This is a genomic window from Pseudomonas sp. PGPPP1, from assembly GCF_002255865.1.
In the GTDB taxonomy this organism is placed as follows: Bacteria; Pseudomonadota; Gammaproteobacteria; order Pseudomonadales; family Pseudomonadaceae; genus Aquipseudomonas; species Aquipseudomonas cremoris.
On sequence record NZ_NKIG01000001.1, the window covers coordinates 678,038 to 699,719 of the forward strand.

At 58.8% G+C, this 21,682-nt stretch carries 22 protein-coding genes; 11 read left to right on the plus strand and 11 right to left on the minus strand.

Annotated features, from left to right (window positions below; all coding sequences use genetic code 11):
• Positions 1-100: 100 nt before the first annotated feature.
• Entirely contained in the window at positions 101-1,666 is a 1,566-nt protein-coding gene (ahpF, locus tag CFE47_RS03140) for an alkyl hydroperoxide reductase subunit F (protein ID WP_185706007.1), read from the plus strand.
• Positions 1,667-1,728: 62 nt separating this feature from the next.
• On the opposite strand, the gene gloA is transcribed toward ahpF, so the two are convergent.
• On the minus strand, positions 1,729-2,250 hold the full coding sequence (gloA, locus tag CFE47_RS03145; RefSeq protein ID WP_012724171.1) for a lactoylglutathione lyase: 522 nt from the start codon (positions 2,248-2,250) through the stop codon (positions 1,729-1,731).
• A gap of 198 nt (positions 2,251-2,448) precedes the next feature.
• Between gloA and CFE47_RS03150 the strand changes: the two genes are divergently transcribed.
• Complete coding sequence (locus tag CFE47_RS03150) at positions 2,449-2,985, plus strand: DUF4946 domain-containing protein (protein ID WP_286835451.1); 537 nt, start codon at positions 2,449-2,451, stop codon at positions 2,983-2,985.
• A gap of 111 nt (positions 2,986-3,096) precedes the next feature.
• Here CFE47_RS03150 and CFE47_RS03155 read toward each other — a convergent pair whose 3' ends face one another.
• The 3 genes from CFE47_RS03155 to CFE47_RS03165 form a co-directional block, all read right to left on the minus strand.
• A complete protein-coding gene (locus CFE47_RS03155; protein WP_286835452.1) occupies positions 3,097-3,462 on the minus strand; it encodes a histone-like nucleoid-structuring protein, MvaT/MvaU family in 366 nt (121 codons plus the stop codon).
• Positions 3,463-3,660: 198 nt separating this feature from the next.
• Positions 3,661-5,202 (minus strand): EAL domain-containing protein, encoded by a 1,542-nt coding sequence (locus CFE47_RS03160; RefSeq protein WP_286835453.1) that lies wholly within the window; start codon positions 5,200-5,202, stop codon positions 3,661-3,663.
• Positions 5,203-5,338: 136 nt separating this feature from the next.
• Positions 5,339-6,217: a LysR family transcriptional regulator gene (locus CFE47_RS03165; RefSeq protein WP_286835454.1), complete on the minus strand. Its 879-nt coding sequence runs from the start codon at positions 6,215-6,217 to the stop codon at positions 5,339-5,341.
• 77 nt (positions 6,218-6,294) lie between these two features.
• Between CFE47_RS03165 and CFE47_RS03170 the strand changes: the two genes are divergently transcribed.
• Together CFE47_RS03170 and hppD are read left to right on the plus strand one after the other, a co-directional pair.
• Positions 6,295-7,218, plus strand: a complete 924-nt coding sequence (locus tag CFE47_RS03170) for a DMT family transporter (protein ID WP_286835455.1) — start codon at positions 6,295-6,297, stop codon at positions 7,216-7,218.
• A gap of 245 nt (positions 7,219-7,463) precedes the next feature.
• Positions 7,464-8,540 carry a 4-hydroxyphenylpyruvate dioxygenase gene (hppD, locus tag CFE47_RS03175; RefSeq protein ID WP_185706021.1) on the plus strand — a complete coding sequence of 359 codons (1,077 nt, stop codon included), beginning with the start codon at positions 7,464-7,466 and terminating at the stop codon, positions 8,538-8,540.
• Positions 8,541-8,595: 55 nt separating this feature from the next.
• On the opposite strand, the gene rarD is transcribed toward hppD, so the two are convergent.
• Positions 8,596-9,477, minus strand: coding sequence for an EamA family transporter RarD (gene rarD / locus CFE47_RS03180; protein ID WP_185706023.1), 882 nt, complete (start codon positions 9,475-9,477; stop codon positions 8,596-8,598).
• 289 nt (positions 9,478-9,766) lie between these two features.
• On the opposite strand from rarD, the gene CFE47_RS03185 reads away from it, so the two are divergent.
• Positions 9,767-10,495 carry a dermonecrotic toxin domain-containing protein gene (locus CFE47_RS03185; RefSeq protein WP_286835456.1) on the plus strand — a complete coding sequence of 243 codons (729 nt, stop codon included), beginning with the start codon at positions 9,767-9,769 and terminating at the stop codon, positions 10,493-10,495.
• Positions 10,438-11,133 (plus strand): hypothetical protein, encoded by a 696-nt coding sequence (locus CFE47_RS03190; RefSeq protein ID WP_286835457.1) that lies wholly within the window; start codon positions 10,438-10,440, stop codon positions 11,131-11,133. Before CFE47_RS03185 ends, CFE47_RS03190 begins: the two co-directional genes overlap by 58 nt.
• A gap of 44 nt (positions 11,134-11,177) precedes the next feature.
• Here CFE47_RS03190 and CFE47_RS03195 read toward each other — a convergent pair whose 3' ends face one another.
• Positions 11,178-12,188, minus strand: coding sequence for an aldo/keto reductase (locus CFE47_RS03195; RefSeq protein ID WP_286835458.1), 1,011 nt, complete (start codon positions 12,186-12,188; stop codon positions 11,178-11,180).
• A gap of 81 nt (positions 12,189-12,269) precedes the next feature.
• A complete protein-coding gene (locus CFE47_RS03200; RefSeq protein ID WP_286835459.1) occupies positions 12,270-13,172 on the minus strand; it encodes a LysR family transcriptional regulator in 903 nt (300 codons plus the stop codon).
• Positions 13,173-13,274: 102 nt separating this feature from the next.
• Between CFE47_RS03200 and CFE47_RS03205 the strand changes: the two genes are divergently transcribed.
• The gene (locus CFE47_RS03205) at positions 13,275-13,979 is read left to right on the plus strand and encodes an SDR family oxidoreductase (protein ID WP_286835460.1); all 705 of its coding nucleotides are present in this window, start codon (positions 13,275-13,277) and stop codon (positions 13,977-13,979) included.
• Between the two features lie 95 nt (positions 13,980-14,074).
• Here CFE47_RS03205 and CFE47_RS03210 read toward each other — a convergent pair whose 3' ends face one another.
• On the minus strand, positions 14,075-15,385 hold the full coding sequence (locus tag CFE47_RS03210) for an MFS transporter (protein WP_286835461.1): 1,311 nt from the start codon (positions 15,383-15,385) through the stop codon (positions 14,075-14,077).
• A 158-nt stretch (positions 15,386-15,543) separates the two neighbouring features.
• On the opposite strand from CFE47_RS03210, the gene CFE47_RS03215 reads away from it, so the two are divergent.
• From CFE47_RS03215 to CFE47_RS03225, 3 genes are all read left to right on the plus strand, one after another.
• Entirely contained in the window at positions 15,544-16,650 is a 1,107-nt protein-coding gene (locus tag CFE47_RS03215; protein WP_286835462.1) for a sugar diacid recognition domain-containing protein, read from the plus strand.
• A 91-nt stretch (positions 16,651-16,741) separates the two neighbouring features.
• A complete protein-coding gene (locus CFE47_RS03220) occupies positions 16,742-17,887 on the plus strand; it encodes a glycerate kinase (protein WP_286835463.1) in 1,146 nt (381 codons plus the stop codon).
• 49 nt (positions 17,888-17,936) lie between these two features.
• Positions 17,937-18,449, plus strand: a complete 513-nt coding sequence (locus tag CFE47_RS03225; RefSeq protein WP_185706037.1) for a GNAT family N-acetyltransferase — start codon at positions 17,937-17,939, stop codon at positions 18,447-18,449.
• Here CFE47_RS03225 and CFE47_RS03230 read toward each other — a convergent pair.
• From CFE47_RS03230 to ccoN, 3 genes are all read right to left on the minus strand, one after another.
• A complete protein-coding gene (locus CFE47_RS03230) occupies positions 18,446-19,138 on the minus strand; it encodes an aspartate/glutamate racemase family protein (RefSeq protein WP_286835464.1) in 693 nt (230 codons plus the stop codon). The two genes, CFE47_RS03225 and CFE47_RS03230, sit on opposite strands and share 4 nt — an antisense overlap.
• A gap of 90 nt (positions 19,139-19,228) precedes the next feature.
• Entirely contained in the window at positions 19,229-19,438 is a 210-nt protein-coding gene (locus CFE47_RS03235; protein ID WP_286835465.1) for a cbb3-type cytochrome c oxidase subunit 3, read from the minus strand.
• A gap of 1 nt (position 19,439) precedes the next feature.
• Positions 19,440-20,867, minus strand: a complete 1,428-nt coding sequence (ccoN, locus tag CFE47_RS03240) for a cytochrome-c oxidase, cbb3-type subunit I (protein ID WP_286835466.1) — start codon at positions 20,865-20,867, stop codon at positions 19,440-19,442.
• Between the two features lie 293 nt (positions 20,868-21,160).
• Between ccoN and CFE47_RS03245 the strand changes: the two genes are divergently transcribed.
• Positions 21,161-21,655, plus strand: coding sequence for a hypothetical protein (locus CFE47_RS03245; RefSeq protein WP_286835467.1), 495 nt, complete (start codon positions 21,161-21,163; stop codon positions 21,653-21,655).
• Positions 21,656-21,682: the final 27 nt, after the last annotated feature.

The following is a 21,682-nucleotide window of genomic DNA, read 5'->3' on the forward strand; positions in this document are numbered from 1 at the left end:
AATACACCGCACCTTAAGTAAGCTGCATCCGCCCTCAAAAACGCCCGGGCGAGGTTCGCTCGGGCGTTTTTTTTTACCGAATTAAAAAGGAATCGCCCGTATGTTGGACGCCAATCTTAAAGCTCAGTTGAAGTCATACCTGGAACGGGTCACCCAGCCGATCGAGATCGTCGCCTCCCTTGACGACGGTGCGAAATCCCAGGAAATGCTTGCTCTTTTGCAGGATGTGGTCAGCCTCACCACGCTGATTACCCTGAAAACCGATGGCAATGATGCGCGCAAGCCTTCGTTCTCCATCAACCGCCCAGGTGCCGAGATCAGCCTGCGTTTTGCCGGCATCCCCATGGGCCATGAATTCACTTCGTTGGTGTTGGCCCTGCTGCAAGTCGGTGGCCACCCGTCGAAGGCCAGTGTCGAAGTGATTGAACAAATTCGCGCCCTGAAAGGCGAGTTCAACTTCGAGACGTACTTCTCGCTGTCTTGCCAGAACTGCCCGGACGTGGTCCAGGCGCTGAACCTGATGGCCGTGCTCAACCCGAACATCCGCCACGTCGCGATCGACGGCGCGCTGTTCCAGGCTGAAGTGGATGAGCGCCAGATCATGGCGGTGCCTAGTGTGTACCTCAACGGTGTGAACTTCGGCCAGGGTCGCATGGGCCTGGAAGAAATCCTCGCCAAGCTCGACACCAGCGGTATTGAAAAAGCCGCCGAGAAAATCAGCGCCAAAGAGGCGTTCGATGTACTCGTTGTCGGCGGTGGCCCAGCCGGTTCGGCAGCCGCCATCTACGCAGCGCGTAAAGGCATCCGTACCGGTGTAGCCGCGGAGCGTTTTGGTGGGCAAGTGTTGGACACCATGTCCATCGAGAACTTCATTTCTGTACAGGAAACCGAAGGGCCGAAACTGGCCAGCGCCCTTGAGGCCCATGTGCGTCAATACGACGTGGACATCATGAACCTGCAGCGCGCCAGTAGCCTGATCCCGGCGAAAAACCCGGGTGACCTGCACGAAATTCGCTTTGAAAGCGGTGCGACCCTCAAGTCCAAGACTGTGATCCTGGCCACCGGTGCCCGCTGGCGCGAAATGGGTGTGCCGGGCGAGCAGGAATACAAGGCCAAGGGCGTGTGCTTCTGCCCGCACTGCGACGGTCCATTGTTCAAAGGCAAGCGTGTGGCGGTGATCGGCGGCGGTAACTCCGGCGTTGAAGCGGCCATCGACCTGGCGGGTATCGTCAGCCACGTAACCTTGCTTGAGTTCGACAGCAAGCTGCGCGCCGACGCTGTACTGCAACGCAAGCTGTACAGCCTGCCAAACGTGGATGTGATCACCAGCGCACTCACCAGCGAAGTCAAAGGTGATGGCCAGAAAGTCACTGGTCTTGCCTACAAGGACCGTGACAGCGGCGAGTTCAAGACCGTCGACCTGGAAGGCATCTTTGTGCAGATCGGTTTGTTGCCCAACACTGATTGGCTCAAAGGCACCGTGGAGCTGACGCCTCGTGGCGAGATCATCGTTGATGCCCGTGGCGAGACTTCACTGCCAGGCATTTTCGCCGCCGGCGACGTGACGACCGTGCCGTACAAGCAGATCGTGATCGCCGTAGGCGAGGGCGCCAAGGCTTCCCTGAGTGCTTTCGATCACCTGATCCGCACTTCCGCCCCGGCGTAAATTCAGGAGCAGAAACGAAAAACCCCATGAGTGATCATGGGGTTTTTTATTGCGTGAGACTTTTACAGCGGCGCTGGCTGAATGATCTCAACCCAGTACGCATCCGGGTCCTTGATGAACGCCAGGCTTTTCATGCGGCCATCGCTCAAGCGCTTCTGGAAGTCGCAGCCCAACGCTTCGAAACGCTCGCATGCCGCGACAATATCCGGCACCGAGATGCAGATATGGCCAAAGCCACGAGGGTCGGTATTGCCGTTGTGGTAGGCGAAGTCGGCATCGTTTTCGGTGCCGTGGTTATGGGTCAGTTCCAGGATGCCCGGGATGGATTTCATCCACTGGGTACGCTCGGCGGCGTCGGCCGGGATCTGGGATTTGTCCACCAGGGCCAGGAAGTACAGGCTGAATTCAGCTTCCGGGAAGTCGCGCTTCTCAACCAGGGAGAAACCCAGGACGCGGGTGTAGAAATCCAGGGATTTGGTGATGTCCTTGACCCGCAACATGGTGTGGTTGAACACGAAGTTAGCGGTAGCGGTGTCAGGTTGGGCGGTAACGCCCGGGAAGGTGTTCAGTTCGTGCAGGCTCATGGGCCCTCCAGAAAAAAATGGGGCAAACGCAGCTCTAGATGAAATGAGCGGTCCCTTGGCTTGCGGCCGGCATCCGTGCAGCCCGGCCATGATACGCAAGGGCTGCGCGCGGCGCCAAATGAAAAAGGTCACGCAGGCCTTGCGACCAGCGGGGTCGGGCCTCAGACTTTGTGACTTGAACCTTGAGTGTTTTTCGCAATGATCGAATTTCGTAAACCGCTGTTGACCTCTGTGTGTTTGCTGCTGGCCAGCCCGATTCTGTTGGCGGCTGACCCGCAAATCCATTGGCCCAGTGGCTGGCAAGTCGAGGAAGTTGTCCCTGATGGTGACGCGCCCGCAAAACCTCAGGCCGTGTCTCGTCAGCGGGCAATCAAGAATGATGAAAACGGCGCAACCTTGATGGTGATGGAGTTGACCGGCACGCCGATCGAAGCCGGGCACACGGTTAATCTTCAAGGCGTATTGCTGGAGATGCGCAAGTCTATTCAGAAAGATTTTGCCCAAAGCGGGTATCAAAGTGTGTGCAGCAAGATGCGCCCTACAACATTGAGCCGCCTTGATGCGTTGGAAACTACTTGTGTGATTACCGAAAACGGCCGGCACGTGCTTTCGCAAACATTGGTGGGGGCTGTTGATACCGATAAAGCGTATGTTTTCTCATACGCCGGCCAGCCCGATGCGTACGAATCGAGCAAGGATGAAGTCAGCTCGGTGCGCGACAGCCTGAAACTTTAAATGCATTGCTCGCGTAGATTCTGAATGAAGTGAAATGTTATTTAAGTTCGATGTCGAACACGCCAATAAAAAAGCCCCGCGAATGCGGGGCTCTTTATTAGTGCAGTGTGATCACTTACGCAGCCAGGAATCTACAGTGGCCGCGCCGTGCTGTTCTTTCCACGCTTTGAGGCCACGGTGGTTGCCACCTTTGGTTTCGATCAGCTCGCCAGTGTGTGGGTTTTGGTAAACCTTGACCACGCGGGCACGGCGTTGTTTTGGTGCGACGGTGGCCGCTGCGCTGGACTTGCCCGGGTTGGGGTCAAGGATCGAGATGATGTCCCGCAGGCCTTTGCCGTAGGTTTTCATCAGCGCTTGAAGCTTTTCTTCGAATTCGATTTCTTTCTTCAGGCCGGCGTCGTTCTTCAAGGATTCCAGCTGGGCAAGCTGCTCTTGAAGGGCTTTTTCTGCTGCGCGAAATTCGGCGAGTCTGGACAAAATCTGTACTCCAATAGTGTATTTGGCTGATATCAACTGCAGACAAAGCTATAAGCCAAAAGCTTTAGGCGACTCAAAAAAAGAAGTCGTCCTGCGAGTTCTGCACAGGCAGGAAAAATTGTAGTAGTTAATCCGCCACGAGTAAATCATGTCTTTAATCTAAATAATCCGATTTCAAGCGCCCTAGTGCATGGCTAATCAATGGCTGGCCAGCGATTTAATGAATTCATCGACGGGCAATGGCCGCCCAAACAGGTAGCCTTGCAAAAAGTCTACGCCTTGCGCCGCCAGGTATTCGCATTGCTCTACGGTTTCAACGCCTTCAGCAACGACGCCCAGATCCAGCTTGCCCGACAGTTCAATGATGCTGTCCAGGATATGTCGCGAGAGCGCATCGGCACCGATCATGGCGACAAAACTTTGATCAATCTTCAAGTAGTCGACATTGAAGTTACGCAAGTAACCCAGGCTGGAGTGGCCGGTGCCAAAGTCGTCTATGGCGATCATCACTCCCAGTTCATGCAGGGCGTCGAACAAGCGACGCGTGATGTCGGTGGGCTCGATCAACTCACGCTCGGTCAACTCCAGCACCAGCGTTACCTGGCCGGGTGCAAAGGCGGCGAGGAATTCCCGGCAATCCTCCACCAACGCCAAATCCTGACAATGGCGCGCGGTAATGTTCACGCCAATATGAAACCCCGGATGGAAGCGGTCCGAGTGGGGTGCTAATTGAGCGGCGGTCTGGCGTAGCAACGCGCGCGTCATCGGCACGATCAGTCCGGAATGTTCGGCCAGCGGTATAAACAGGTCAGGTCGCACCAGGCCCTCCTTGGGGTGCTGCCAGCGCATCAACACCTCGCAACCGGCCCATTCGCGCGTATCGCCACGCACCACGGGTTGGAAGTACGGGACGAACTCGTTGGCGCCCAGCGCCCGCCGCAATTCATGAGTCGGTGCTGAGGAACGTTTCTGGAGCCAGTGCGCAAGGACGCCGGCCAGCACGCCAAAAAACACCAGCAGACTGAACAGCGCTGGGTAGCGGGCTTCCATGTACCGCCACACTTCACCGGCCGGCATGCCGGCTTCGACGCTGTAGTCATAACGTTCGGAGGCCAAATGATGATGCGCCACGGCAAACGTCGGCACGGCAGAGTTTTGCACCTTGCCGTCGTCACTCATCCAATTTGGGCCTACTTGCAGGACCAGCTCCGCGTATCGGCTGATCAGGCGCAAGGCGTTGGCCAGGTGGTAGCCGTCAATCGAGGCGAACGCCGCCTTGTCGCCGTCGACCAGTCGATAAACCAGCAGTGCGGTGTCGGGGGTAACCGGGTTGCCGTTCATCAGCCACAGGCGGCCATCAACGTAGTCGTCCGGGTTGACCTTCGACTCGTATTCACCGCCGAACAATGAGCTGCAATAGATGTTTCTTTGCCAGGACAACGTGGTCGCCCGCACAAACGGTCGGCGGGTGACCTGCTCGCGCAGTGCCAGTTGTGCACCGTTATCACACGGTTGACCCGCCAGCGGTATCAGCGCCTGGGCGGCGAGGGCGGTGTTGTCGAGCATCAGGTCGACCTGGCGCACCGCTTCCTGGGCAGTTTGGGCGGTACTTTGCTCAAGGGAGCGCTCGGCCTGCCAGTAAAGGATGGCAACGCCTAATACGATAGGCAGCAACGCGCTAAGCGAAGTGATCAAGTAACGTGTGGCGCGTTTTCGCGGGCCATTAACGGTCAGGGGCATTGGAAACGGCCTGGTGCGATGTGGGAAAAGCGCCGGAGGGCAAATCAAAGTTAGTTCGATGATAGATGGCTCGGCTGGTTTTAGCTCGTTGCACCTGGCTGTTCGGCCATTAGTCCCGTCAGACCATTACGCAGGGTCACGAGGAGCGGTTATGAACACTCTGTGCCAGTTGGACAAAGGCCAGGGTAGCGGGGGATGCCTGCCGGCGGTCCAGCACCGCCAACCCAATGGTGCGCGCAACGGCCGGTGCCAGGGGGCGCTGCACGTAGCGTGTGTCCGCCACTTGCGGCAGCGAAGCCTGGGCCACCAGGCTCACGCCATCACCTCGGCTCACGGCTTCTAGGGTGCTGAGCAGTTGGGCGCAGCGAAAGCGTACTTTCGGGCTTAGCCGTGCGCTGTGGAATAACCGCGTCACCAGCTCCGAAGAGCCCGCCTCAGTGAGGATGAAAGGATCGTCGCACAGCGCTTCAAGGCCAATGGCGGGGTGAGACGCCAGAGGGTGATTGGCCGGCAGCAGCGCCACCAGTTGATCTTCAAAAAGTGCAAAGGTGTCGAAGCGTTCTTGCTCCAATACCACAAAGCCCACGTCGATACGCCGCTCGTCCAGCCATTGCAGCACCTGGCGATCCGGGCCCTCATCGATATGCACCTCGATCCCCGGATACGCCAGGCGAAAGCGCTCGAGAATGGGTGGTAAAAGCCGATTGGACGAGGTCGGCCCAAACGAGCCAATGCGCAGCGTGCCGCGTTTCATGCCACGGGCATCGGCGGCCTCTTGTTGCAAGGTGTTGGCCAGGCCGAGCATCGCACGCGCGCGCAACAGCAGCTGTTGGCCGATGTCGCTGAGTTCCACTTGGGACTGATGGCGCCGGAACAGTTCTACCCCCAGTTCCTGCTCCAGTGCCTTGATGGCATGTGACACCGCTGATTGGCTGATACCCAGGCGGTGGGCTGCACTGGTAAAACCCTGCAGTTCGGCGACCAGGGAAAAGAGTTCAAGTTGGGTCAGTGTCATGAGCAATTACTCATTTTACGATGATCAAGTATTAGCAGAAGAATACGCCAATCCATCTTCTTGCAGAGTGCTCACTGATGAATTTAACCGCAGACCAGCGTACGTACCTGAAAATGGTGGCCGTGACCATGATCTGGGGCGGTACCTTCGTCGCGGGCCGCTATGTGGCGGCGAGCGTCGACCCGTTGCTGGCAGCCAGCTTGCGCTTTGTGCTGGCCAGCCTGGCGTTGGTGTTGTTCATGGCGTTTACGCGTACACCGCTGGTGCGCCCCAGTGTCACGCAACTGGCGCAGTTGGCCGCGTTGGGTGCTTGCGGCATTTATGCCTACAACCTGTGCTTCTTTTATGGCCTGCAGTACATCAATGCATCGCGCGCCTCTCTGATCGTCGTCTTGAACCCGGCGGTGATCGGGCTGGCGTCCTGGCTGTTGTTTCGCGAGCGCCTTGGAAGGGTCAAGCTTTTGGGCATTGCCCTATGCCTGGGCGGTGCGGCGACCGTTATCGTCAGCCGTAACCCGCAACTGCTGCAAGGCACCGCCAATGCCTGGCGTGGTGACCTGTTGATTTTTGGCTGTGTGGTGGGGTGGGGCGTGTACTCGCTGTTTTCACACAGGCTGAACCAACGTCTGGGTTCATTGCAGACGGTCACGTGGTCGATCTTGCTGGGTACGTTGATGTTGGTGATTACCACGCTCGCTAACGGTCGATTCACGATGGCAGGATTGGAGGTCATTCATAGGCCGCAAATCTTCAGCCTGCTTTATCTCGGGGTTTTAGGGTCGGCCCTGGCGTACATCGGCTATTACGATGGCCTGCGTCAAATCGGTGCCACCCGTGCCGGGGTGTTTATCGCGCTCAACCCGCTGACGGCGGTGGTCTGCGGTGCGCTGTTGCTGGACGAGCCATTGACTTGGCCAATGCTCTGCGGTGGCGGGGTGATCCTGCTGGGCATCTACCGGTGCAACAAACCCCTTGCGCCGGCCAAGGCATTGGGGATTTGATAAGAGTACGGACAAACCTGGTTACGCTGTGTAGAATCGATTTACGCATACAAGAATATGGACTTGCGCTCACGCAAGCCTAGGCCGTCAGAGACTGATGACACCATGAAGCTACTCGGCTCCCCCCTCATCTTTGGTGACTTTCTCGCCCGCAGTGTGCGAGGTCTTTCCTGTGCGCCGCCCTGCAACCTCATCCTTGCTCGCAACTGACACTGTGTCTATTACAAGAATGATGAGGTGCCACCATGGCAGATCTATACGAAAACCCAATGGGCCTGATGGGCTTTGAATTTATCGAATTCGCGTCGCCGACGCCGGGCACCCTGGAGCCGATCTTCGAGATCATGGGCTTCACCAAAGTCGCGACTCACCGCTCCAAAAACGTACACCTGTATCGCCAGGGCGAGATCAACCTGATCCTCAACAACGAGCCCCATAGCATCGCCTCCTATTTCGCGGCCGAGCATGGCCCGTCGGTGTGTGGCATGGCGTTCCGCGTAAAGGACTCCCAAAAGGCCTACAACCGTGCCCTGGAACTCGGCGCCCAGCCGATCCATATCGAAACCGGCCCTATGGAACTGAACCTGCCGGCGATCAAAGGCATCGGTGGCGCGCCGCTGTACCTGATCGACCGTTTTGGCGAAGGCAGCTCGATCTATGACATCGACTTCGTGTTCATCGACGGCGTGGAGCGCAACCCACAAGGCGCGGGCCTCAAGGTCATCGACCATCTGACCCATAACGTCTATCGCGGGCGCATGGTGTACTGGGCCAATTTCTACGAAAAGCTGTTCAACTTCCGTGAAGCGCGCTACTTCGACATCAAGGGCGAATACACCGGCCTGACCTCCAAGGCCATGAGCGCGCCGGATGGCATGATCCGCATCCCGCTCAACGAAGAGTCGTCCAAGGGCGCAGGGCAAATCGAAGAGTTCCTGATGCAGTTCAACGGCGAGGGCATCCAGCACGTGGCGTTCCTCACCGACGACCTGATCAAGACCTGGGACGCGTTGAAGAAGATCGGCATGCGCTTCATGACGGCGCCACCGGACACTTACTACGAAATGCTCGAAGGCCGCCTGCCAAACCACGGCGAGCCGGTGGACCAACTGCAAGCACGCGGCATCCTGCTGGATGGCTCGTCTATCGAGGGCGACAAACGCCTGTTGCTGCAGATCTTCTCGGAAACCCTGATGGGCCCGGTGTTCTTCGAATTCATCCAGCGCAAGGGCGATGATGGGTTTGGCGAGGGCAACTTCAAGGCGCTGTTCGAATCCATCGAACGCGACCAGGTGCGTCGTGGCGTGTTGACCACCGAATAAGCAATAAAAAGCCCGGCCGAGGTTAACCCCGGCCGGGCTTTTTATTGCCCGTGAATCAGGCTTTACGCTGGCGCACCAAATGCTTGAAACCTTCATACACGAGCACCATCACCGCCAGCCAGATCGGGATGTAGGTCAGCCATTCACCGCCCTTGATCCCTTCACCCAATATCAGTGCGACGCCCAGCAACAGCACCGGCTCAACGTAGCTGAGCAGCCCGAACAGGCTGAACGCCAACAGACGGCTCGCGATGATGTAGCTCACCAGCGCCGACGCGCTGATCAGGCCCAGCAGTGGAATCAACGCGTACAGCTTTGGGTGGGCATCCATCACGGCAAAGCCTTGTTCGCCGCTTTGCACAAACCACCAGGCCACTGGCAGCATCAGCGCCATGTCCAGCCAGAGTCCGCCCAGGTGATCGGTCTTGAGGTATTTGCGCACGATGAAATAGATCGGGTAGCCGATGATGACCACCAGCGTCGCCCAGGAGAACCCGCCGGCCTGATACAACTCGTTCAGCACACCGAGGGCGGCAAACACCACCGCGATCTGTTGCAGACGCGATAACCGCTCGCCGTACACCAGGCGACCGGTCAGCACCATGGTCAATGGCAGCAGGAAATACCCCACCGACACATCCAGGCTGCGCCCATTGAGCGGCGCCCACATGAACAGCCACAACTGCACACCGAGCAAAGCCGAAGACAACACCACCCCGCCAATAAACGCAGGCTTGATCGCCAGCATTCGCAGCAATTCCCACACCCGCCGCCATTCACCGCTGACGATCATGAACACCGTCATGCACGGCACGGTCAGCAGCATGCGCCAGCCGAAGATCTCCAGGCCGCTCAATGGCGTGAGCAACGATGTGAAGTAATACATCACGGCAAACAACACCGAGGCCAATACCGATAACACAACACCTTTAGACACGCTGTCCTCGCGAAAATCAATTTATACAAAAGAAAGAGGGGAATATAGGGCTCGCGACATTCCTTGTCACGTCGATTAAGGCGTTTTGACGGAACATATGCCCACTTCGGCGCCACCTATGAATGACAGCATTTGGTTATTTCGACTGCGCGCCGTTTACGGAAGGTGTTGTACTAGTGATGGATATCAGGCGAAAACTGTAACTAATGAAGTGGGGGAGTAGGAAGCGACGCCGATAAGGGAGGATTCAGAACGTTTTATGCTAAGACATTAGATAAGGGGTTGTTTTATGAGCATTGTTTCAATGAAGTCTTTCCTATGGCCTCAATATAAACCCAGAGATAGACCTGTTTCACCTAAAGGCTCAAGCCAAAGTTCTTCGTCAGTCCAGCATGCTTTGCCCTCTTGGAAAAAGTTGGGTACCTATACGAAATTCACTGAGTTATTGGCCAGAGATACCGACCGTGGCGCATTAACGCCGTCCGGGAAAGAATTGCTCGATACCCTTACATCTCCGGGCTTGTCAAACGCCCCCAAGGTGAATGTACTGAGTTTTGGCGTGGGCGGTGTGAGCGCTAACGATATGTTTATTCTCAGGCGTGACCCCGCCATGCCCGGTAGTACTAACATTGTACTGTACATGCCGGAGAGTGATTTTAAATCATTCTATGAGTTTACAAGCACCAGGGACATGCGGGCGTTTTTGAAAACCCTGCCCAAAACCCCGGCTGCCTTCAACGCATTCCTTGCCCATTTCGGTAGTGATGTAAATTCCGATGCGGTCAGAAGTGTCGTGAAGTCCATGAACGAGTGGGCAGCGGCGCCGGAGAACTCCAAGCCAAAAATGGCGATGGGGGGATCAAGCTACATCTTCGGCAATGTGTTCGAGCGTCAGGCAAGGCTGAGCCAAGAAGCCGTCACCCCGATTTCCGTCAATGGCCTTACGGATCTGCAGCATGTATGGGTAAGTCCCGAGGGTTTGCCGTTTACTCCGGAAAGCGGCCTGATGGTGAGTTAGTACTCTATAAATACGACACCGCAGGAAACCTGACGGGGCTGGGTGACAAAGGAAATTATTACGTTGTGGAAGATGGCTTGCGGCGTAAGGCACCTCTCATTCCATTGACAGCTGAACAGTACTCTGCGGCGCTGGAAAAAGAAATTTTGAAAAGCCTTGATGATGGTGGGTTAGAGGGGTTGTTAGACGTTTTACGCCCCTTTGTACCTCCGACAACTGAGGCGCGCACGGTATCCGTAAAAACACAGGGTTGGAATTATAAAAATGGCGCATTGGGTTTGTTAAAGCAGGGAGTGGGGGAGTTTTTGGAAAATCCTTTTTTCTGGACTTCAGAGTTTTTGGAGCTATTGGGTGTCAGCAAAGATAAAGCAGGCTTTGTAGAGCGAACCCTGGATAATCCGGTGACTTCACTTATGAAGTATGCGAATAAATACAACGATCTTGGTAAACGTTTTGGAAAGACAAAGGCCGAGATGGACAGTGCATTTGAAGATATTGGCAACTTGCTGCAAGGCGCTATACCTGTTTACGGTCAGGTGAGAGGAGCAGGCAGTTGGGGTGCAAAAGCAATTAAAAATGCCCCCGCAACAGATAAACACTTGAATGATGCTGCCGGCGAGTTTCGAAACAGACCTTAAGTAGTGGGCGAGCAGGCCCGCCCCTACTGACTATCTGGGTGGGCTCAGGACCGTTGAATGCGCCCTGAAACAAAATGGCCCACATCATTAAATCCCGGGGTGGACGAATGCCCCGGCGTCACCAATGAATCGATAAACGCCTCGTCTTCTGTCGTGATCTTCACCTCAAGCGCACCGGTATAGGCATCCCACTGCGCTTCGGTACGTGGCCCGACAATCGCCGAACTCACCGCGCCGTTGTTCAACACCCAGGCAATCGCGAATTCGACAATCCCCACGCCACGCCCTTGGGTGTACTGCTGGATCTGCTGTGCGATGCGCAGCGATTCCACGCGCCACTCGGTTTCAAGGATGCGCTTGTCCTGGCGCGCGGCGCGGCTGCCGGCCTCAGGCGTGACGTCCGGCGCATATTTGCCACTGAGCACGCCGCGAGCCAGCGGGCTGTAGGGCACCACGCCCAACCCGTAGTTGGCAGCAGCGGTGATTTGTTCCACTTCGGCCTGACGGTTGACGATGTTGTACAGCGGTTGGCTGATCACTGGTTTGTCCACGCCCAGGCGCTCAGCCACGCGAATCACTTCGGCAATGCGCCAGCCCCGGTAGTTGGACAGGCCCCAGTAACGGATCTTGCCCTGGCGGATCAAGTCACCAATCGCCGACACCGTGACCTCCAGCGGGGTGTCGTGGTCTTCGCGGTGCAGGTAGTAGATGTCGAGGTAGTCGGTATCCAGACGCGTGAGGCTGGCCTCCAGCGCGTTGAAAATACGTTTGCGGCTCAGGCCGCTGCGGTTGGGGATGCCGTCGGCAGGGCCGATGGCGACTTTGGACGCCAGCACCCAATCCGAACGGTGACGGGCGATGGCTTCGCCGACAATCTCCTCCGAACGCCCGCCGGTGTACACGTCCGCCGTGTCGATAAAATTGATGCCCTGGTCCCAGGCCTTGTCGATGATGCGCAGCGAGTCCTCGGTGTTGGTCTGTTCGCCAAACATCATGGTGCCCAGGGTCAAGGCGCTGACCTTCAACCCGGATTGGCCCAATGTGCGGTAAATCATGGATAACTCCTCAAGGCTGGGAAACGTGAGTCATGCAATACCAGACTCGAAGGCTCTGGAACAAGCCCTTGGCGCATTTCTTCATGGATCGAGCAAGGCCTGGCAGCGCGCCTGCACAAATCGATGCAGCACTTTCACTCGCTCCGACACTTGCAGACGGTGCGGGCACATGAGGTTGAACGGCGTGGGTTCGCCTTGCCACTCAGGCAACAACGGCACCAGGCGTCCGGCCTTGAAGTCGCGGGCCACGTCCAGGTTGGCTTTATAGGCGATGCCATGCCCGGCCAGTGCCCAGCGGCGCACGATTTCGCCGTCATCGCTCAGGTAATCCCCGGTCACTTCGACCTCCTGGCGCAACCCGCTCTGGTAGAAATTCCACGTGCTGTTGGCTTGACCCCGGCGCATGTAGCGCAACGTGCTGTGCTGCGACAGTTCTGCCGGCGTGCGCGGCGTACCGTACCGCGCCAGGTAGTCGGGGCTGGCGCAGGGAATGCGATGGTGGCCAGGCACCACCGGCAGCGCGACCAGGCTAGAGTCCCTGGGCACCCCAAAACGCAGGGCGATGTCGACGGTGTCGCGGAACAGGTCGGCGTTGCTGTCATTGAGCAATAGTTGAATGCGGATGTCGGGGTGTTCCTGCTTGAACTCATCCAGCCAGCCCAGCAGCACATTGCGCCCAAAATCCGAGGGCGCCGACAGCTGCAGCAGCCCGCTGAGGCTCTGCCCCTGCTGCTTGATTGCTCGCTCACCTTCGGACAACGTCTCCAAAGCCAACCGTACGCTGCCCAGGTAACGTGCGCCTTCTTCGGTCAGGCGCATGCTGCGGGTCGAGCGGGCCAGCAGACGGATGCCCAATCGGGTTTCCAGGCGCTTAAGGGCGATACTCGCCGCTGCCGGCGTCAGGTTGAGGCCACGAGCCGCTGCGGAAAGGCTGCCCGTGTCGGCGGTGCGCACGAAGACTTCAAGGTCGAGTGTCGAGCTCATTTGTAAAAATCCTTTAAAGATCTTGTCGTTTTACCGGGATTTTTCGCCGATTGCCAAGCTGGGAGGATAAACGCTCACTTTCTCACCCAGGAATACTCACCCATGACTTCTTCCCTCAATGGCAAAACCGTCATCGTGATTGGCGGCAGCAGCGGTATCGGCGCCGCCGTGGCCAAGGCCGCAACCGACCGTGGCGCCCATGTGGTATTGGCCGGGCGGCGCCTGGCGTCGGGTACCGATAATGGCCTGCGTAGCGAGCCGGTGGACGTGACCGATGCCGCCTCGTTGCAACGCCTGTTCGAAACGGTTGGGCGTTTCGATCACCTCGTCTACACCTCCGGCCCGTCGGTGCGCGCAAAAAACCTGATCGAGACGGACCTGGATGAAGCCCAGGAAAACTTCAACGTGAAGCTGTGGGGCTCGCTACGGGCGATCCAGCTTGCGCTGCCTTACCTTGACGAGCGCGGCAGCATCAGCCTCACGTCCGGGCAGTTGGGGCGCAAGTTGGCGGCTGGCCAGTTCATCAAGACCGGTATCAACGCGGCGACCGAAGCACTCGGCAAGCAATTGGCCAAGGAACTGGCGCCGCGACGGGTCAATGTGATCAGCCCCGGCGTGATCGATACGCCAGCGTATGCCGGGCTGGCTGAGGAGCAGCGCCAAGCGATGTTCACCAAGGCAAGCGGGCTGTTGCCAGTTGGGCGGGTAGGGCAGGCAGAGGAAGTGGCGGCGGGGTATGTGTTGGCGATGGAGAATGGCTTTATGACCGGCGCGGTCATCGATATCGACGGCGGCGGCCTGCTGTAAACACCGGAAAGTCATGTGGGAGCTGGCTTGCCTGCGATAGTGCTGGTGAATTCACCACCGCTATCGCAGGCAAGCCAGCTCCCACACTGATCGCGTCAGACCTTAAGAGTACGGGTCATGCGCAGAGCCAGAACGCTACCCGCCACAATCACCGTTGCCAGCAGGTACAACGCGATATCCGTTGACCCCGTGGCATCTTTCACAAACCCGACGATATACGGGCTGAGGAAACCGGCCATCTGGCCCATCGAGTTGATCAATGCCAAGCCACCTGCCGCCGCACCCGCGCTGAGCATGGCGGTCGGCACCGGCCAGAACATCGGCAGACCGGTGAGGGCGCCCATGGTGGCAATCGTCAGGCCGAGAATTGCAATTGCTGGAGTGGTGGCGAAGTTCACCGCAATCACCAGGCCAATCGCGCCCATCAACATCGGCACCACCAAGTGCCAGCGACGCTCCTTGCGCAAGTCCGCCGAGCGACCCACCAGCAACATGAACACCGCCGCCAGCAGGTATGGGATCGCACTCAGCCAGCCAATCACCATGTTATCGCTGAACCCCAGGTTCTTGATGATCGACGGCAGCCAGAAGTTAATGGCGTAGACGCCACTCTGGATGCAGAAGTAGATCAGGCCGAACGCCCAGATCGCTGGGTTCTTGAACACTTCGGCGAGGGAGTCGGTGGTGGTTTTCGGCTTGTTGGCCAGGTCCGTCGCCTGGTCGGCTTCCAGCACCGCACGCTCGTGGGGCTTGAGCCACTTGGCGTTGGCGAAGCTGTCACTCAGCAGGAAGTAGGCGAGGAAGCCCAGGATTACAGTCGGGATGCCTTGCAGCAGGAACATCCATTGCCAGCCCGCGAGGCCACCTTGCCCAGCGGCGAAGTGGTTGAGGATCCAGCCGGAGAACGGGCTGCCGAGCAAACCGGACACCGGGATCGCCGACATGAACAGCGCCATGATTCGCCCACGGCGGAACGTCGGGAACCACTGCGAGAGGTACAACACCACGCCCGGGAAAAACCCGGCTTCGGCCGCACCGGTAAACAAGCGCAGGGTGTAGAAGTGGGTGGGCGTGGTAACGAACAGCAGGCAGGTGGACAAGGTGCCCCAGACGATCATCATCAACGCAATCCAGCGTCGTGGACCGAACTTGGTCAACGCCAGGTTGCTCGGCACGCCGCACAGCACGTAGCCGATGAAGAAAATCCCGGCACCCAGGCCGTACACGGTTTCGCTGAACTTCAATGCATCGAGCATCTGCAACTTGGCAAAGCCAACGTTTACCCGGTCGAGGTAGTTGAACAGATAGCAGATAAAAATGAAGGGGATCAGGCGCAGGGTAATGCGCTTGTAGATGGCGTTTTTATCGTCATCGGTGGCCAGTGTGGCAGCGGCGCTCTGTGACATGGCGGTCTCTCTTTATTATGATTTTTCGCGATGCGAGGGTAACGTTGATCGCCCAAACAGTCTCGGCGACGCGATGGGGTACTGTCTTTGTGCTCGCGCACAGTGAAGCACTCTTTGCGCTGTGCTGGTGAACAACCACCTTTTAGGAACTTAGCCCCATGTTCGAGCTGGATCATGACCTGGCGCAGGATATTGTCGATCGCACCATGGCGATCCTGCCCTACAACGTCAATGTCATGGACAGCCAGGGGTTGATTCTTGGCAGCGGCGAACCGGAACGCATCAACACCCGCCACGAAGGCGCGCAACTGGTACTGGCCAACGGGCGCGTGGTGGAAATCGACGGCCAGACCGCCAAGCACCTCAAGGGCGTGCAACCCGGCATCAACCTGCCGCTGCTGCACGACGGGCGCCTGATCGGTGTGCTGGGTATTACCGGCGAACCAGAAGGCCTGCGCACTTATGCGGAACTGGTGCGCATGACCGCCGAAATGCTGGTGAGCCATCGCCACCAGCAAGCCGAGCAGCAATGGCGTCGGCAACGCTGCGACGATCTGCTGGCCCTGCTGCTGGCCGAAACGGGAGACTCGCCGCGCCTGGTGGACGAAGCCCAACAACTGGGGCTCAAACCGCAGATGGCACGTACGCCGTATCTGTTCGAACTGGGTGCGGGTCAGTCGGCGGAGGCGTTGAGTGCCTGGTTGACCTCGCGTTACCCGGACAGTTGGTGTGTCAGCTCGGCGCAATTCTCGTTGTTGTGGTGTCGCCCGGCGGCAGTGCAAGTGGACAATCCACGCCTGTTGGAAAAGCTCGACGGCTTGGGCTGGAACATCCTGCGGGTAGCGGTGGGCGGGCAGGCCGATGGCTTGGCCGGGTTGCGCCGCTGTTATCGCCGCGTCGGTGACCTGCTGGCCTACGGGCGGGACATCCTGCCGCACGCCAGGCTGCTGACCCTCAACCGCTATCGCCTGCCAGTGATGCTCTGGCGTCATCGCAACGACGATGCCCTCGATGAGTTGCTCAACCCCTTGCGCAAAGTGCTGGCAAAAGACGGCAACGGCCAACTGCTGGCTACGTTGCGCAGTTGGTGCGAGCACGACGGGCAAAGCCAGGCGTGTGCCGACGCGCTGGGCATTCACCGCAACAGCCTGCGCTATCGCATGGAGCGCATTGCTGAACTCAGTGGTGTCGACCCGCTGAGGCTGGACGGCATGCTCGCGCTGTATCTCGGTGTGCAGCTATTGCCCCAGGCTTTGTCGGAATGAACAACAAACCTTTCCCGCACTTGTGCATCGGACCGGCGTCAATGTCGGTACCAACTGGCAGCATGGGCGTTATAAAAACCGGAGAAAGCCCATGAAAATCATCATCGCCCCCGACTCATTCAAGGACAGCCTGAGCGCTGAAGGCGTCGCCCAGGCCATTGCCGAGGGGCTACGCCAGGTCTGGCCAGATGCCGAGTTGGTGCAATGCCCCATGGCGGATGGTGGTGAGGGCACGGTTGAGTCAGTACTTGCCGCGTGCAACGGCGAATTGCGCAGCCAGTCGGTGCGCGGGCCACTGGGGGCAACCGTTGAAGCCCATTGGGGCTGGTTGGCCGACAGTCACACCGCAATCATCGAGATGGCCGAAGCCAGCGGCCTGCAACTGGTGCCGCCTGGGCAGCGCGACGCCTGTTCCAGCAGCACCTACGGCACGGGCGAATTGATCCGCGCCGCCTTGGACCTCGGTGCCCAGCGCATCATCCTGGCCATTGGCGGCAGCGCCACCAACGACGGCGGCGCGGGCGCGATGCAGGCCCTTGGCGTGCAGTTGTTCGACACTCAAGAGCAAGCGTTGCCACCGGGCGGCCTGGCCTTGGCTCGCCTGGCCCATATCGACCTTGAACAACTCGACCCACGCCTAGCCCAAGTCCGCTTCGAAATCGCCGCTGACGTGAACAACCCGCTCTGCGGCCCGCACGGCGCCTCGGCGATTTTCGGCCCGCAAAAAGGTGCCAACCCAGAGCAAGTCCAACAACTGGACGCCGCCCTCGGGCACTTCGCCGACCACTGCGCCAAGGTGCTGCCCAAGGACGTGCGCGAAGAACCCGGCAGCGGTGCCGCCGGTGGCCTTGGCTTTGCCGCCAAAGCCTTCCTCGGGGCGCAGTTCCGCGCCGGTGTAGAGGTGGTGGCTGAACTGGTCGGCCTGGATGCAGCCGTACGTGGCGCCGACCTGGTGATCACCGGCGAAGGCCGCTTTGATGCCCAGACCTTGCGCGGCAAAACCCCCTTCGGCGTGGCACGTATCGCCCAGCAGCACGGCGTGCCGGTGATTGTCATCGCTGGCACCCTGGGCGACGGCTACGAGCAGATGTACGCCCATGGGGTAGACGCCGCATTTGCCTTGCCCGCCGGGCCGATGAGCCTGGAGCAAGCCTGCAGTGAAGCGCCGCGCTTGTTGCGCGAGCGGGCGGCAGATGTCGCGCGGGTGTGGCGAGTGGCGGCGTTGCGCGCGCAATAGGCGCGCCCCTACACTGGGCGGCCACGTGTCTTTCAAAGGATGAAACACAATGCACACGCCTGAACCCCATATCGTCATCCAGCGCTTCACCGAGGCCCACCTTGAAGGTGTCGCGGCGCTCTATAACGAACCGGCCGTCTGCCGTCAGGTGCTACAGATGCCGTTCCAGTCCGTTGAGGCCTGGCGCAACAAGCTGGTGCTGGACAACGAACGGCGCCTGCAGCTGGTGGCGGTGCATGGTGGGGAAGTGATCGGGCAACTCGGCCTGGAGCAACAACTGCGCGTACGTCGCAGCCATGTTGGGTCGTTCGGCATGGGCGTGGCGACTGCCTGGCAGGGCAAAGGCGTAGGTTCCCGGCTACTGGCCGCCGCGCTGGACGTGGCCGACAACTGGATGAACCTGCACCGGGTTGAACTCACGGTGTATGCCGACAACGAAGCCGCGCAGAAGCTGTACCGCAAGTTCGGCTTTGAGGTCGAAGGCCTGATGCGCGATTACGCCGTGCGCGATGGTCAGTTTGTCGACACGGTGAGCATGGCCCGCCTTCGCACCTCGGTTTAGTCTTGCAGGGCAAATGCCACCGCAGCTTGCGCATGCAGCTCGGTGGTATCCAACAGCGGCAGGTCGCTGTGTTCCGGCTTGATCAGCAAGCTGATTTCCGTACACCCGAGGATGATCGCCTGGGCGCCGCGCGCCGCCAGCGACTCGATAACCCGTTGGTAAACCTGGCGTGACGCATCGCTGATCACGCCAACACATAATTCCTCATAGATAATTCGGTGCACGGCTTGACGTTCATCGGTGTCGGGCACCAGCACGTTCAGGCCGTGGCCCGCGAGACGCGCTTTGAGAAAATCCTGTTCCATGGTGAACGCAGTACCCAGCAAGCCCACCGTCAGCGTGCCGGCTTCAACCGCTGCCAGTCCTGCGGCATCAGCAATATGCAGGAACGGAATCGACACCGCCGCCTCGATACGTGGCGCCACCAGATGCATGGTATTGGTACACAGCACCACACACTCGGCACCCCCGGCTTGCAGGCGGCGGGCGGCATCTTCCAGGATCAGCGCCGTATCATCCCAACGCCCGGCATGCTGGGCTTGCTCCACCGGCCCGAAGTCCACGCTGTACATCAACAGTTGCGCCGAGCGCAGCGGACCGAGTTGGTCGCGCACGCGCTGGTTGATGATGCGGTAATACTCGGCGCTGGACTCCCAGCTCATGCCGCCGATTAGGCCGATGGTGCGCATGCGATGCTCCTGACAAGGAATGTCGCGTCACCTTACCCATCGGCGGTGGATTAGTCATACGCAGTTAGCCGCCAAATGACCGGTGCAGTTTCACATATCCAGCTTCACCCAGCCCGGCTCTGCCTCTTGCGGTGCCACTGCGTCGATGCGCTTGCCGGTCGCCAACTCCACGCGTTTCGCTACGTCCGGATCGTCGGCAAAAGGGATCAAGCTGGCATCGTCCAGGCTTTTGTCAGACTGCCCCTGCAAGCAATACTCCACCGCGCCGTACAGGCACACCACCATCAGCACGCCCCACATTTCAAACGATCCGAGCGTCAAGCTGGGCCAGTTTCATGTCGGCTACCCGTACCGTACGCCACGTGTTGTAGGCCATCAGCACCATCCCGGTAAGAAAGAACACACCACCGGCAAAGCGCACCACAAACCCCGGATGGCTTGCCTGCAAGGCCTCGACAAAGGAATAGGTGAGGGTGCCGTCATCGTTCACGGCCCGCCACATCAGGCCTTGGGTAATGCCGTTGACCCACATCGAGGCGATGTACAGCACCGTGCCGATCGTCGCCAGCCAAAAGTGCAGGTTGATCAGCGGCACGCTGTGCATCTGCTCGCGGCCAAACACCTTGGGAATCATGTGATACAGCGAGCCGAATGTGATCATCGCCACCCAGCCCAAGGCGCCGGCGTGTACGTGGCCGATGGTCCAGTCGGTGTAGTGGGATAGCGCGTTGACGGTCTTGATCGCCATCATCGGGCCTTCAAAGGTCGACATGCCGTAGAACGCCAACGACAGCACCAGAAAACGCAGGATCGGGTCGGTGCGCAACTGATGCCAGCCGCCGGACAAGGTCATCATGCCGTTGATCATCCCGCCCCAGCTTGGCGCCAGCAGGATCAACGACATCGCCATGCCCAGTGATTGTGCCCAGTCCGGCAGCGCGGTGTAGTGCAAGTGGTGAGGGCCGGCCCAGATGTACAGGGTGATCAGCGCCCAGAAGTGCACGATGGACAGGCGATAGGAATACACCGGCCGTCCGACTTGTTTCGGCACGAAGTAGTACATCATCCCCAGGAAGCCGGTGGTCAGGAAAAAGCCCACGGCGTTGTGCCCGTACCACCACTGCACCATCGCATCGGTCGCGCCGGAATACACCGGGTATGACTTGAACCAATCCACGGGAATCGCCAGGTGATTGACCACATGCAACATGGCGATCACCAGGATAAACGCACCAAAAAACCAGTTGCCCACGTAGATATGCTGGGTCTTGCGGCGCACCACGGTGGTGAAGAACACCACGGCATAGGCCACCCACACGACGGTCATCCACACCGCTCCGGAGAACTCGATCTCGGCGTATTCCTTGGTGGTGGTGTAGCCCAGCGGCAGGCTGACCAGCATGATCACGATCACCGACTGCCAGCCCCAAAAGGTAAAGGCTGCCAGGGTGTCGGAAAACAGCCGGACCTGGCAGGTACGCTGTACCGCGTAATAGCTGGCGGCAAATTGTGCGCTGCCGGCAAAGCCGAAAATCACCAGGCTGGTGTGCAACGGTCGCAAACGGCCAAAGGTGGTCCAGGGTAGATCAAGGTTCATTTCGGGCCACACCAATTGCGATGCGATCCACACGCCCATGGCCATGCCTACCACGCCCCAGACGAGGGTGGCGATAACGAATTGCCGCACGACTTTATAGTTATAGGCCTGCTCGATTGTTGCTTTGCTCATGCTCAGTCCTCCCACGGTTCCAAGTGGCGGCACTGTAGGAAGCGTGGGCAAAACAAAACAGGCTCAGAAAAAACTCATTCATGCGGATCAGTTTTATCGGCCTGAAATAGCGACGTTTAGGCGCTCTGATCTGCTTTTTAACGCCATACCTGAATCTTCAACGTGCTGCGCCGTAGCTGCATAGTGGGCCCGTAGAAGACGCGCCCGCTGTCGCGCAGGCGTTAATTACACGCCACCCCCGTGCATCTGCCATGATCGAGCTTCGCAACCTGGCTCACCCAAGGAACGCCGCAATGGACGATGTACAGCAACTGGGCGAGATGCTTCGTCATTACGCCGATAGCGAAGCGCACAAGAAACAGCAATTCGATGTGCAGTCGGCGCGCTGGGCACAAAAACTCGGTGAACTGTTCGGGCAGATCGAGCAATGGCTGGAACCGGTCAAGTCGGTGGGCTTGCTCGAAGTTCATCGTGAAGCCTATGTGGCCAGCGGCCCAAGCGTGCCGGTGGAGACCTCGACGTTCAAGACCGAGAAGCTGACCGTGCACATCACCGGTAAGCCCGTGGAATTCGTCCCGGATGTGATGGGGGTGGGCGGTTTTATTTCAGTGGCGGTGATGGGCCTGACCGCCGCACGTCATGGCAGCGTCTCGCTGGTGCTACCGGCGGATAAAAACGATTGGCTATGGAAGAAAACCAATGGCCTCAAGGACCCCGACACCTTCAGCTTTGACGCCAACTTCCTCGCCTCTCAGCTCCAAGGCCTGATTCCCCGCGAGCGTAGTTAACCGGTTTGCCCGAAACGGGCAGGTCTG